This window comes from Rahnella perminowiae (assembly GCF_019049755.1).
Classification (GTDB): Bacteria; Pseudomonadota; Gammaproteobacteria; order Enterobacterales; family Enterobacteriaceae; genus Rahnella; species Rahnella perminowiae.
Genome location: NZ_JAFMOS010000507.1, coordinates 1 through 13102, shown reverse-complemented (window position 1 = coordinate 13102; position 13102 = coordinate 1). Strand labels below are relative to the sequence as shown.

The 13102-nt window shown below is 53.9% G+C and carries 11 protein-coding genes and 1 pseudogene; 8 read left to right on the top strand and 4 right to left on the bottom strand.

What is annotated here, in order from left to right:
• Positions 1–118 precede the first annotated feature (118 nt).
• Positions 119–1723: a multicopper oxidase CueO gene (cueO, locus tag J1785_RS10660; RefSeq protein ID WP_217219387.1), complete on the bottom strand. Its 1605-nt coding sequence runs from the start codon at positions 1721–1723 to the stop codon at positions 119–121.
• A 208-nt stretch (positions 1724–1931) separates the two neighbouring features.
• Here cueO and J1785_RS10655 point away from each other — a divergent pair, with 208 nt between their 5' ends.
• The 3 genes from J1785_RS10655 to speD all read left to right on the top strand — a co-directional run bounded on the left by J1785_RS10655 (position 1932) and on the right by speD (position 4192).
• Complete coding sequence (locus J1785_RS10655; protein ID WP_013576967.1) at positions 1932–2279, top strand: YacC family pilotin-like protein; 348 nt, start codon at positions 1932–1934, stop codon at positions 2277–2279.
• Positions 2280–2493: 214 nt separating this feature from the next.
• Positions 2494–3369, top strand: coding sequence for a polyamine aminopropyltransferase (gene speE / locus J1785_RS10650; protein WP_217219386.1), 876 nt, complete (start codon positions 2494–2496; stop codon positions 3367–3369).
• A 28-nt stretch (positions 3370–3397) separates the two neighbouring features.
• Positions 3398–4192, top strand: coding sequence for an adenosylmethionine decarboxylase (gene speD / locus J1785_RS10645; RefSeq protein WP_129953162.1), 795 nt, complete (start codon positions 3398–3400; stop codon positions 4190–4192).
• 73 nt (positions 4193–4265) lie between these two features.
• Here the strand turns inward: speD and J1785_RS10640 are convergent, their stop codons facing one another.
• From J1785_RS10640 to dtnK, 3 genes are read right to left on the bottom strand one after another with little or no spacing between them, the layout of a single operon-like run.
• On the bottom strand, positions 4266–5024 hold the full coding sequence (locus J1785_RS10640; protein WP_129953163.1) for a DeoR/GlpR family DNA-binding transcription regulator: 759 nt from the start codon (positions 5022–5024) through the stop codon (positions 4266–4268).
• Positions 5025–5060: 36 nt separating this feature from the next.
• Positions 5061–6041 (bottom strand): D-threonate 4-phosphate dehydrogenase, encoded by a 981-nt coding sequence (locus tag J1785_RS10635; RefSeq protein WP_129953164.1) that lies wholly within the window; start codon positions 6039–6041, stop codon positions 5061–5063.
• A complete protein-coding gene (gene dtnK / locus J1785_RS10630; RefSeq protein ID WP_238483176.1) occupies positions 6034–7374 on the bottom strand; it encodes a D-threonate kinase in 1341 nt (446 codons plus the stop codon). The genes J1785_RS10635 and dtnK overlap by 8 nt, the downstream gene beginning before the upstream one ends.
• Before the next feature lie 191 nt (positions 7375–7565).
• Between dtnK and J1785_RS10625 the strand changes: the two genes are divergently transcribed.
• The 5 genes and pseudogenes from J1785_RS10625 to J1785_RS10605 all read left to right on the top strand — a co-directional run bounded on the left by J1785_RS10625 (position 7566) and on the right by J1785_RS10605 (position 13031).
• Positions 7566–8702, top strand: coding sequence for an iron-containing alcohol dehydrogenase (locus J1785_RS10625; protein WP_217219385.1), 1137 nt, complete (start codon positions 7566–7568; stop codon positions 8700–8702).
• 43 nt (positions 8703–8745) lie between these two features.
• The gene (locus J1785_RS10620; protein WP_129953166.1) at positions 8746–9633 is read left to right on the top strand and encodes a dihydrodipicolinate synthase family protein; all 888 of its coding nucleotides are present in this window, start codon (positions 8746–8748) and stop codon (positions 9631–9633) included.
• Between the two features lie 84 nt (positions 9634–9717).
• Positions 9718–11139 carry a sodium:solute symporter family protein gene (locus tag J1785_RS10615; protein WP_129991332.1) on the top strand — a complete coding sequence of 474 codons (1422 nt, stop codon included), beginning with the start codon at positions 9718–9720 and terminating at the stop codon, positions 11137–11139.
• Positions 11136–12309, top strand: a pseudogene (locus J1785_RS10610) (sialidase family protein). The gene J1785_RS10615 and the pseudogene J1785_RS10610 overlap by 4 nt, the downstream one beginning before the upstream one ends.
• A gap of 32 nt (positions 12310–12341) precedes the next feature.
• Positions 12342–13031, top strand: coding sequence for an SDR family NAD(P)-dependent oxidoreductase (locus J1785_RS10605; protein ID WP_217219384.1), 690 nt, complete (start codon positions 12342–12344; stop codon positions 13029–13031).
• Positions 13032–13102 lie beyond the last annotated feature (71 nt).

Here is a 13102-nt window from a genome sequence, read left to right as displayed (position 1 = left end):
TCATGAGAGCGCACAGGTAAAGACAGGGACGAGGGAAGATACGGAAAGGGGCGGGCCGGATAATGGCTCCGGCCCGCTGATTTTTAAGAAATTACAGAAAGAAAAGCAGTTATACGGATTACGCTGATACTGTGAAGCCAAGCATCATGCCGGTATCTTCATGTTCAAGCAGGTGGCAGTGCGCCATGTAGGCATGTTGTTTACCGGCAAGATGGTTAAAACGCACCAGCACTTCGCTGCGGGCACCTTCAACGCGCACGATATCCTTCCAGCCCTGACGATGGGCCGCCACGGGCTGACCGTTTTCAGAAAGAATACGGAACTGTGTGCCGTGGATATGGAAAGGATGCAGCATCATGTCGCCCTCGCCCGAGATAGTCCATTTCTCATACCGGCCTTGTTTCACATCGAAAGCAGGAGCGTTCATGTCGTAGGCTTTACCGTTAATTTTATTGCCCTGCATGAAATCGTAACCCGCGGATGATTTACCCATGTCCATCCCGGCCATGCCGCCATGCCCGTCGTGGGCGGAATCAGACATTCCCGGCATGGCTGCCATCTCGTCCCCGCCATGATCCATGCGCATTCCGGCCATCGCATTGTGTCCGTACCGTTTCATCAGCGCCGCCATACCCTGCTGATCAAGCTGCGGATCCATCATCAGTTGCAGCCAGCGGGTCGGCAGATTATCGACTGACACCAGCGCGGGCAGCGGCACCAGCGTGTCCGGCAATGCACTGCCGCTTTGAGTCAAAGTCGGCTGAATACGCAACACCGGCAATGGTTTATCGAACGGTGCCAGCGTCATGCCCATCTGCTTCACCGGCAACGTGACCAGATCAAACGCTTTGCCGTCGCTGCAATCAATCAGCACTTCAAAACGCTCGCCCGTCAGTAACGGCAGATCACTGACTTTCACCGGCTCAGGCAGGAAACCGCCGTCACTGGCGATGACATACATCGGCCGTTGATCGCTGGTGGCGATATGCAGTGAGCGGGCATTACAACCGTTGAGTAAACGAAAACGTACCCAGCCACGGGAGATCCCGTGCTGCGGATACACCGCGCCGTTAGTTAGCATGTGCTGCCCAAACCAGCCGACGGCGGCAGTCATGACGTCCATCTGATAATCGATTTTACCGGCATCGTTTAAGCGCTTATCCTGCAAAATGACCGGAATATCATCCACGCCCCAACGTTTCGGGATTTGTAACAGATCACTGCTTTCATCTTCAATCAGCACCAGCCCGGCGAGCCCCATCGCCACCTGATAACCGCTGGTCTGATGCGGATGCGGGTGAAACCAGCAGGTCGACGCGGGCTGATCGAGTTGCAAGCTGACTTTGCGATTCTCACCGGGTCCGATCAGACCTTGCGGACCACCATCCACATCACCGGGAATTTCCAGCCCGTGCCAGTGAACGGTGCTGGCCACATCCAGCCGGTTATTGATGGTGACACTGACCGGTTTACCGCGACGGATACGCATCGCGGGGCCGAGCAGATTACCGTTTATGCCCCAGGTTTCGGTGTTCACACCGGGCAGAAACTGGCTCTGGCCGCGTTGTAATGTGAGCGTAATGGCGCTGTGGATATCCGGTTCAAGTAATGCAGGAACAGGCAATGCCGGGCGGTCTGCAGCGAGCGCGAAGCGGCTCCAGCCAGGCAGCGTAGTGGCAGCGCCCATCAGGGTCGTCCACTTCACGAAATCGCGACGGTTCATTTTTCAGTCCTTATGAGGGGGTGACCAGACGGATGGCGCAAACGTGCCATAATAGTACAACAGCCTACCCCTTCCCCTAAGGGGAAGGTCAAGCGCCTTCGCGGCAAAAGAAATTTGGTGCCGCTCAGCGCAAATATGGTAACGTCCTTTTAACTGCCTGTGAGCCAAGTCTTCCTGACTTTCAATCTACAAGAACAAGAACACACCCATGAAAAAAACAACACTGTGTTTGTTATTACTGTCGCTGCTCGGTTTCTCCTCCGCCAGTCAGGCGCTGAGTGAATCCGAAGCGGAAGATCTGGCGGACCTGACGGCCGTCTTCGTTTATCTGAAAAATAACTGCGGTTACGAACAACTGCCGAATACCCAAATCAAACGGGCTATCGTATTTTTCGCACAGCAAAACCGCTGGGATCTGAGCAATTACAACAGCTTTAACATGCAGTCGATGGGCGAAGAAAGCTACCGTGATCTGAGCGGGATCGCCGTGCCTAAACCGACAAAATGTAAGTCTCTGGCGCGTGACTCGCTGAGTTTACTGGCCTACACCAACTGAATTCCGTCAGCCGGTTTTTCAGCCGTGTGCTCCGTCATTGTGATGCCGGAGCCTGTTCCCTTCCCCCGCTTTCCCCAACTTTTCGCGCCACGACAGCCTCGTCTACACTTAACCTACATTCACCTGTCTGAAATTCAACCGTGCATGGACAGGCAGAGTTAGCTATCATGTGCGCCCATTTTTATGGCTGCGATTGATCAGGAGAAACAACGACATGTCCCGGAACGCGTCATCCAAAGAAATATGGCATGAGACGCTGCACGATCATTTTGGTCAGTACTTTAGCGTCGATAAAGAGTTATACCGTGAAAAAACCGATCACCAGGATCTGGTCATTTTCGAAAACGCGGCGCTGGGTCGCGTCATGGCACTCGACGGCGTGGTGCAAACCACTGAGCGTGATGAATTCATTTATCATGAAATGCTGACCCATGTGCCTTTGTTCGCTCACGGCCACGCTAAAAAGGTGTTGATCATTGGCGGCGGTGACGGCGCCATGCTGCGCGAAGTGTGCCGCCATAAAGGCGTGGAAGCGATCACGATGGTGGAAATTGATGCCGGTGTGGTGGAGTTTTGCCGCCAGTATCTGCCCAACCATAATGCCGGTGCGTATGATGATCCGCGTTTCAAACTGGTGATCGACGACGGTGTGAACTTCGTTAATCAGAGTGCTGAAACCTTCGATGTGATCATCTCCGACTGCACCGATCCTATCGGTCCCGGCGAAAGCCTGTTTACGTCGGCGTTCTACGAAGGTTGTGCCCGTTGCCTCAATCCGGGCGGCATTTTTGTGGCACAAAATGGCGTGTGTTTCCTCCAGCAGGATGAAGCGGTGAACAGCCACACCAAACTGAGTCATTACTTCAGTGATGTCAGTTTCTATCAGGCTGCGATCCCGACTTATTACGGTGGCATCATGACCTTCGCCTGGGCGACAAACAGCCCGGAATATCGCCAGATGGATAACCACACCTTGCAGGCGCGTTTCGACGCCGCAGACATCACCTGTCGTTATTACAATCCGGCGATTCATCATGGCAGCTTTGCCCTGCCGCAATATTTACTGAATGCCCTGTCAGCCGCGCGCTGATACCGCATCCATAAGGGGGTGAACTAAATTGCAAAAGCTGAAACTGCACGGTTTCAACAACCTGACCAAAAGCCTGAGTTTTTGTATCTACGATATCTGCTACGCCAAAACCGCAGATGATCGTGACGGCTATATTGCCTACATTGACAAAGAATATAACGCCAACCGTCTGACGGAAATTCTCACCGAAACCTGCTCCATTATCGGTGCCAATATTCTCAACGTAGCGCGACAGGATTACGAACCACAAGGTGCCAGCGTCACGATTTTGGTGAGCGAAGAGCCGGTGGATCCCCGTGATGTGGATAACACTGAGCATCCGGGCCCGTTGCCGAATTCGGTGGTCGCGCATCTGGATAAGAGCCATATCTGCGTGCATACCTATCCGGAAAGCCATCCTGAAGCGGGCCTGTGCACCTTCCGCGCCGACATCGAAGTCTCGACCTGTGGGGTGATTTCACCACTGAAAGCGCTGAACTACCTGATTCATCAGCTTGAATCGGATATCGTCACTATCGACTACCGTGTGCGTGGTTTCACCCGTGACGTGAACGGCGTTAAGCATTACATCGACCATTCCATTAATTCGATTCAGAACTTCATGTCGCAGGATATAAAAGCGCTGTACGACATGATGGACGTCAACGTGTATCAGGAAAATATCTTTCATACCAAGATGTTATTGAAAGAATTCGATCTGAAGCATTATTTGTTTAATGCCAAACCGGAAGAACTGAGTGCCGCAGAACGCAAGGAAATCACCGATTTGTTGTACAAAGAAATGCAGGAAATTTATTACGGTCGCAATCTTCCGTCAGTCTGATCAGGGCTGAATAAAGAAAAGGCCGGGCATGTTTACAATGTCCGGCCTTTTTGGTTTTGGCGGGGGGAGTAAATCAGGCCAGTGTCAGCGTAAAGGGCTGTTCGCCCAGTGCCTGCTGAATATCCCGGTTCAGCCCTTTATCGGTAATAATATCCGTCATCTCAGCCAGCGGCGTGACGCAAAACAGCGAGTACGCACCGTATTTACTGCTGTCGGCCAGCAACACCCGGCGACGTGCATTCACCGCCAGATCCTGCTTCAGCCCGGCTTTTTCTTCCGTCGGCGTGGTAATGCCCTTATCCAGACTCCACGAGTTGCAGCTGACAAAAGCAATGTCAGGGTAAACGCTGCGCAACAAACGACGGCCATGTTCGCCAACACAAGACTGACTGCTGTCGTCGATACGTCCGCCGATAATCGTGACTTCAATTTGCTTAAACTCTGATAAAAACAGCGCGATACGCAGATCGGCGGTGATCACCCGCAGTGGCAAATGCGTCAGATTACGCGCCAGTTCCAGCATCGTGGTACCCGCATCCAGCACCACAGCGTCCCCCGGTTTCACCATCGCAGCGGCGACTTCTGCTATGGCCTGCTTTTCCTGCAAACTGCGCTGCAGTTTTTCATTGGTGGTCGGCTGGCTGGGAATAAACCGGTTGAGCGTCACACCGCCATGACTGCGGCTGATCACGCCCTGTTCATCCAGCTTTATCAGGTCGCGGCGAATAGTCGCCGGAGATGCCGCAATGGCGGCAACCAGTTGTTCTACGGTGACCAGATTATGGCTTTTCAGATAATCCATAATCTGATCGAGGCGGCTTTGTCCGGTCAACGTGATTCCTTTTTGCTCTGCGCCACTGACGCGAAATTACGCCAGTTGTACGGCTAACTGAATAGAGATCGCCATGCTCTCAGACTTGGCTTTTCCTGTCCACGCAATATCAAACGCGGTGCCATGGTCAGCCGACGTGCGGATGAACGGCAGACCGGCGGTGATGTTCACCCCGTCATAGAATCCCATCAGTTTCAGCGGGATATGGCCCTGATCGTGATACATCGCGACCACCATATCGTACATCCCTTCATAAGTTTGCAGGAAAACCGTATCCGGCGGGCATGGACCGTAGACGTTAATTCCTTTGGCTTTCATTTTCTCTACCGACGGCCCGACAATCTTAATTTCTTCATCACCGAACAGCCCGTTTTCACCCGCATGCGGATTCACACCGGCGACAGCGATACGTGGATTTTCATAACCGACGCGACGCAGGAAGGTATCCGCCATCTGAATCACCGTTTCTACCCGCTCGTGACTGAGCGTATCGAGGAATTTACGCAGCGCGATATGCGTGCTGACGTGGATAACCTTGAGTTTGTCGGTGTAAAGCACCATCGCGTAGTCGCGGCTGTCAGTGAGTTTCGCCAGCAGTTCGGTATGTCCCGGATAAATATGCCCGGCAGAATGCAGCGCTTCTTTATTCAGCGGTGCGGTAGCAATGGCGTGCACCTGTCCGGCCATGGCCAGTTCTGTCGCACGTTTTACACAGCGATAAGCCAGATCCCCGGCCTCTTTTTGCACTTTGCCCGGCACCAGTGCATCAGGATTTGCCAGCGGTTCGTCAATAACGTTAATCACACCGGGCGCGAAATTCGCCTGCGAGACGTCATCGATAATACGCAGTTCCGCTGCAGGCGTGATACCTAAGCCAAGGATACGGCGGAATGTGGCGGCGCAACCGACCACCACCGCTTTCGTGCCGGAAAGCTCACCTTCAGCCAACGCTTTAATGATAATTTCAGGGCCGATACCGGCAGGGTCACCCATCGTTACTGCGATAATTTTAGTCACTCAACTTCTCCTCAATAAAGCGTAAAACTTCAAGTAGCGTACTTTCGGTACCGAACCCTCCGGCCTTGGTCATGACCGGCAGCCGGTGAATCTGACTGCCTTGCAGATAGCCCCAGGGAACGCAGCCTGCAATTTGTCCTTTAATTTCAAAACCTTTTGCCCCGAGCGCACGAACCACCGCCAGCGCGATATCACCACCGGTAAGGTAAATGCCGCCCGGATGCGTCTGCTGTAAGACGTGCCGGATCAGTTGCCCGAGAAAGGCGGCAATCCGCTCGCCCATCTGCGAGCGGCTGATGTCATGTTGCTGGCAAAATTGCGCAATCCGGTGCCGCTGTTCTGCGCCCTGCGACGTGCGGATCACACAGTGTTTGCCCTGCGCCAGCGCTTGAGAAATCTGCGCGACCAGCGTTTGCTGTATATCGATAAATTCATCTGAAAACAAAGGCATAACATCGATATCCAGCAGCGAAATCGCCCTGTGCTGCATTACGCAGGCCACCTGTTGCAAGGCGATTTCACTCATCGAACCGACCACTGCCAGCAACGGCAATTTCTTACCGGATATCACCGGAGGATGTTCATTGTCATGCAACGCGGCATCGGTCAGCGCATGGATAAGGCCGGAAGCCCCCACCATCAGCGGTCTGAATGGCAGGCTTTCAGCGGCCTGAACAATCAGCTTCAGATCTTCTGGCGTCTCGCTGTCCGCTATCAGAATGCGGACGCCGGACGCCACAAGAGCAAATATCACTTTGTGCAAATCACCGCTTCGTAACGCTTCAAGGCTGACGTGGTGCTGTTTCAGCGACGTCTGTTCAGCCAGTCGCTCTGCTATGCTGGCGGTATGCACCGGCGTTTTCGGATCGCTCGCAAATTCGGTTTCAGTCAGCAATTGGCCGTTGACGTAACATTTACCATCCGCCACCACACGACCAAGTGCAGGCACAGCGGGAGCGACAATCGCCAGCGGGCAATGGAGCACCGTCAGCGCCGCTTCGGTTTCTGCCCCTAAATTGCCGCGCAGAGTGGAATCAATTTTCTTAAACACCCAATGCTGACCAGAGATGGCCGCCATTCCCGCCTGCACAGCCAGAGTCACTTTCTGTGCCGCCTGTGCCGCGCTCAGCGCCCGGCTGTCACTGCTGTAAATCACCGCGCTTGCGCTGCTGCCCCTCTGCACTTCAGTCTGAATATCAAACTGCACATGCGCGGTCAGCCCCTGGCGGACAAGCGCCACGCCGGTGTCATTCGCGCCGGTAAAATCGTCAGCGATAACCAGAAGCGCGGCAGGCGTGCGATACGCCGGGATTGTCAGTGTTTCAGCCATCATGGCTCCGTAAAGGATCGGGTTGGGTTAATCTTGCTGGATATGATTATATTCAATCATGATTGATTATATGTGAGCAACATCAAATTATTCAACTTCAATTTCGCCTATAAATTGCCCTGACGATGTGAGGCATATCGACCTTTGGTGATTGAACTCACTCTTACAAAAGACTCAGACGGCAGGAATCAGGCATGAATATAAACAGTACGATCATCAGCGGTTATCAGTCATTACAGGACATTGGCTACCTTCTGACCGGAAAACGACAGGTGCTACTGGTCAGCGATAAGAACATTATCGGCCTGCCGCCGGTGCAATCGCTGATAACACAGATGCAGAAAGCAGGCTGTCAGGTGACGGTAATTGATAACGTGCCGCCGGAGCCAAGCCAGCATGACGTTACGGCGATCCTAAGCGCGCTGAAAAAGCCTGTCGTAGATCTGGTGATTGGCGCAGGCGGCGGCAGCGTGCTGGATGTGGCAAAACTGCTTTCCCTGCTTTGTGCGGGCGATGAAAACGTCACGCTGGAAAGCCTGCTGGCCGGTGAAAAGCCGCAGCGCCGCACCCCGTCTTTGCTGATCCCGACCACTGCCGGCACCGGGTCAGAATCCACGCCAAACGCGATTCTGGCTATCCCGGAAAAGGAAACCAAAGTCGGCATTATTACGCCAGTGATGCTGCCTGATTATGTGGCGCTGGTGCCGGAACTGACCACCAGTATGCCTGCGCACATCGCGGCCTCCACCGGCATTGATGCGCTGTGCCATCTGTTCGAATGCTTTACGTCAGTGATCGCCAGTCCGGTCAGCGACAACTTTGCCCTGGTCGGCATGAAGAAACTGTTCGCCAGTATCGAAACGGCCGTCGCTGAGCCGGGAAATCTGGCAGCACGGCTGGATATGCTGTGGGCGTCTTATTACGGCGGCGCGTCGATTGCCCATGCCGGTACGCATATGGTGCATGCGATGTCCTATCCGCTCGGCGGGAAATATCACATTCCTCATGGGATTGCGAATGCCATTCTGCTGGCACCGTGCATGGCGTTTGTACGACCGTCGGCGGTCAGTAAATTCGCCCGCGCCTGGGATTTAATTCCGGACGCTGACCTGAAATTAAGTGAGGAAGAAAAATCCTATGCGCTGGTGGAATATTTTGATGCACTGGTACATCGCCTGGATTTACCGGTCAAATTAAGCCAGCTGAATATCACACCTGACGACATTCCCTATTTGTCGCAGGGGGCAATAGAGGTACAACGTTTGATTAAAAATGTGCCCATGCCGGTAGAGAAAAATCAAATAGAAGAAATTTACCGCAGCATCAGATAACCCCTTATTTCGTATCCGATGACAACGACGTGAAGAGAATAAGATGAATAACATTACCGGAGTTTATACCGCGATTGTGACGCCCTTTTCCGCTGACGGAAAACTCGATAGCGACGCATTGCGCCAGCAGGTAAAACGCCAGAAACAGGCAGGTAATAATATTTTCTGCAACGGCACCAACGGGGAATTTTTTATGCTCAGCGAGCAGGAAAAAATTCAGGTAACAGAAATCTGTCTTGAAGCCGCAGGGGATGACACGGGCGTGATGTCGCATGTCGGCGAGATTTCTACCCGTGACACACTCAGGCTGGGCAAACAGATTGAAAAACTCGGCGTGCGCGCCGTGTCAGTGATTACACCGTGGTTTGCGGCATTGCGTCCGCAGGAACTGATCGCGCATTTTCGCGCGGTGGCCGATGCGCTGACCGTGCCGGTGTATCTCTACAATATTCCCGCCCGCACCGGCAATACGCTGACGCCAGAGGTCGTGCGCGTGCTGGCCGACCATCCGAACATCAAAGGCATTAAAGACAGCGCCGGTTCGTGGGAAAGCCTGCACGGCTTCCATGAGGTCAGTCGTCAGTTTGCGGATTTTGATGTGCTGACCGGGCCGGACTCACTGATTTACAAAGGTTTCACCGAAGGCAGTGCCGGATGTATTTCCGGTATCGCCAATATTATTCCTGCTCAGGTGAATGCCGTTTACCGCCATTGGCAGGAAAACAATGCGCCAGCGGCCGAAATCGTTCAGGCCGATATCAATCAGATCCGAACCGATCTTTACAGCATCGCATTTTCCCCGGCTGTGGTTAAAAAAGCCGTGAATCTGCTCGGTTTTAACGTGGGTGAAAGCCGGTATCCGGTCGAATTCACGCAGGACGATACACAAAAGATCCTGACCGTTATTAAGACCTTTAATTTGCGCGATTAAACGCGCCTTACACCTTCTGAATCCACCGACACCTGCGCATGAAAATCCGCAGGCAGGGTCCCCTACGCGCTGTGTGAGGAAAAAATGAAAGAATTTAGCTCATCAGATACGTTAATTATCATCGGTATAGTTCTGGCCTACATCGTGTTTACCACCTGGCTGACCTACCGGTTACGCAGTAAAACCAACGGCGATTTCATGGAAGGCTCGCGTGCAATGCCGGCCTTTATCGTCGGCGTGTTGCTGATGTCGGAATACATCGGCGCAAAATCCACCATCGGTACCGCACAGGCGGCGTTTGAAGGCGGTTTCGCCGCGTCCTGGTCGATCCTGGGTGCGGCCATCGGCTTCCCGATATTCGGTTTACTGCTGGTAAAACGCATTTATAACACCGGAAAAATCACCATTTCCGGGGCGATTGCCGAGAAGTACGGCAATACCACCAAGAACATTATTTCGCTCATCATGATTTACGCCCTGCTGCTGGTGAACGTCGGTAACTACGTCAGCGGTGCGGCGGCAATTTCCACCGTGCTGAAAGTGAACCTGCCGGTCGCGGCGTTTATCACCGCCGTGGTCAGTACGTTCTACTTCGCCTTCGGCGGCATGAAAGGCATGGCGTGGGTCACCATGTTGCACAGCGCCCTCAAGTACATCGGCGTACTGATCATTCTGGGCATCGCACTGCACATGACCGGCGGCGTGATGCCGATGGTCAAAGAGATGCCTGATTTCTACTGGACGTGGGACGGCAGCATCGGTGCCAGCACCATCTTCGCGTGGCTGATCGGCACCATCGGCTCCATCTTCTGTACGCAATTCGTCATTCAGGCGATTTCATCGACCAAAAGCGCCGAGTCTGCCAAACGCGCAACCTGGGTTGCTTTCTTCTTCTGCATTCCGATTGCGCTGGCGATTGGCATGATCGGTGTCGCGGCGAAGTTTCTGCATCCTGAAATGAACAGCCTGTATGCCCTGCCAATCTTCATTCAGGACATGAATCCGTGGCTTGCCGGTCTGGTCACTACCTCGCTGGTGGCGTCGATTTTCGTCAGCGTGAGTACCGTCGCGCTGGCCATTGCCTCGCTGATTGTGAAAGATTTCTACGTGCCTTACCGCAACCCGACGCCGGAGCGCGAGTTCAAAATGACCCGCTGGCTGTCGCTGCTGATTGGCTTCCTGCCGCTGATTTTCGTGTTACTGGTGCCGGAAGTGCTGAAGCTGTCGTTCTTCACCCGCGCTATCCGTCTGTCGATTTCCGTGGTCGCGGTGATGGCCTTTTATCTGCCGTTCTTTAAAAGTGCGCGCGGTGCAAATGCCGGTCTGATTGGTGCCTGCGTAGTGACCTCCGTCTGGTACCTGCTCGGCGATCCATTTGGTATCAATAACATGTATATCGCGCTGGTCACACCGGCCATCATTATGTTGGTTGACCGTCTGATCCCACAGCGCACCAATAAAAACAAAAATGCACACATTATTCAAAAGTCTGGAGCCTTAAGATGATCACTGAAACGCTAACCGTCGAACGCAGCGGCAAAGTTCATATTGCTGAACATGACGCCGCGCGCCGTGAGGCTATGTTGCCGTCGGATTGTCCGCAAAATCATGCCGCCAATCTGCTGCCTTTACCCGACGGCAGCCTGTTATGCACATGGTTTGCCGGTACCCAGGAAGGTATCGCTGATATTTCCATTTACCTGTCGCGCCTGGAAAAAGGTGCGCAGGTCTGGAGCCGGCCGGTGAAACTTTCAGAGGATGCCAGCCGTTCCGAGCAAAATCCGGTGCTGTTTCTTGACCCGGATAATGTGCTCTGGCTGATGTACACCGCGCAGAAATCCGGCAATCAGGACACCGCGATTGTGCGTTTTCGTCAGTCCCACGACATGGGAAAAAGCTGGGGAGAAATCGGTACATTACTCGGTGAGCCCGGCACTTTTATCCGTCAGCCGGTCACCGTGCTGGCCAACGGTGACTGGCTGCTGCCGGTATTTTATTGCCGCACACAGCCCGGTGAAAAATGGGTCGGCAACAATGACGACAGCGCCGTCAAAATTTCCAGTGATAAGGGCAAAACCTGGCGTGACGTGGCAGTGCCAGAAAGCACCGGCTGCGTGCATATGAACATCACGCCGCTGCACGACGGCAGCCTGCTGGCGTTGTACCGCAGCCGCTGGGCAGATTTCATCTACCAGAGCCGTTCCGTGGATAGCGGCAATAGCTGGAGCGCGCCGCAACCGACCGCACTGCCTAACAATAACTCATCGATTCAGGTGACGACGCTCGCCAACGGGCATCTGGCGCTGGTCTTCAATAATCTCAGCGCCGCCGATGCCAGCGAACGCCGGGCCTCGCTGTATGACGAGATTGAAGATGAAGACGTACGCACCGAAACGCCGGGGGAAAACCGGTGGCCGCACAGCCTTCTGGGGCGCTCCGCGCGCACCGATGACACTGGCGATTTCGGAAGACGGTGGCCGCTCGTGGCCATACCTGCGCGATCTGGAAACCGGCGATGGCTATTGCATGACCAATAACTCACAGCAAAAACTGAACCGCGAATTTTCTTATCCCAGCATCAGGCAGGGGCTGAACGGCGAACTGCATATCGCCTTCACCTACTACAGGCAGGCGATCAAATACGTCTGCGTCGAAGAATCCTGGGTAAAAGGCTGATACCGCCCCGGCCTCATTGTCAGGAGTAAGCCATGAACCCAACACCGAGTAAACACGCGCTGGTGACAGGATGCAGCTCAGGCATTGGCGAAACGGTGTGCCTGACACTGCTGGCGCAGGGCTGGAAAGTGACCGGACTGGCGCGCCGTGAAGTGAGTTTTTCTCATCCTCACTTTACCGGTATCCTGCTGGATATCACCGGCACGACACAACTGACGGCATTTCTGGAAACACTGCCTCAGGTGGATGCCGTGGTTCACGCCGCAGGCATGATGCAAGCAGCACCGCTGGGGCAACTGGATCTGCAGGCCAGCGAAGCATTGTGGAAACTGCATATTGGCGTGGCAGAAGTGCTGGCTGACCGGCTGGTAGATAAAATGCCCGACGGCGGGCGCATCGTATTGCTGGGCAGCCGGACGTCATCGGGTGCCGCCGGTCGCAGCCAATACGTCGCCACAAAATCCGCCATGACCGGCATGGTGCGCAGCTGGGCAGCAGAGCTGGCACCGCGCGGCATTACCGTCAATATTGTGGCTCCCGGCGCGACGCAAACCCCGATGCTGGATAATCCGCAACGGCAAAGTTCTCCGCCTAAATTGCCACCGATTGGCCGGTTTATTCAGCCTCAGGAAGTTGCCGATTTAGTCTGTTATTTACTTTCTCCTTCTGCGGCTGCGATTACCGGTCAGCAATTAATCATTTGCGGCGGCGCATCGCTGTAACTCAATAAGCGATCCTTAAGTAAAATATCCTGGCCGGTATAAAAACCGGCTATACTTCTTAAGGCAAATTA

Excerpts from the sequence above, each read along its gene's own strand:
- cueO (WP_217219387.1), bottom strand. The coding sequence starts at position 1,723 with ATGAACCGTCGCGATTTCGTGAAGTGGACGACCCTGATGGGCGCTGCC.
- J1785_RS10655 (WP_013576967.1), top strand. The coding sequence starts at position 1,932 with ATGAAAAAAACAACACTGTGTTTGTTATTACTGTCGCTGCTCGGTTTC.
- speE (WP_217219386.1), top strand. The coding sequence starts at position 2,494 with ATGTCCCGGAACGCGTCATCCAAAGAAATATGGCATGAGACGCTGCAC.
- dtnK (WP_238483176.1), bottom strand. The coding sequence starts at position 7,374 with ATGATGGCTGAAACACTGACAATCCCGGCGTATCGCACGCCTGCCGCG.
- J1785_RS10625 (WP_217219385.1), top strand. The coding sequence starts at position 7,566 with ATGAATATAAACAGTACGATCATCAGCGGTTATCAGTCATTACAGGAC.
- J1785_RS10620 (WP_129953166.1), top strand. The coding sequence starts at position 8,746 with ATGAATAACATTACCGGAGTTTATACCGCGATTGTGACGCCCTTTTCC.
- J1785_RS10615 (WP_129991332.1), top strand. The coding sequence starts at position 9,718 with ATGAAAGAATTTAGCTCATCAGATACGTTAATTATCATCGGTATAGTT.
- J1785_RS10605 (WP_217219384.1), top strand. The coding sequence starts at position 12,342 with ATGAACCCAACACCGAGTAAACACGCGCTGGTGACAGGATGCAGCTCA.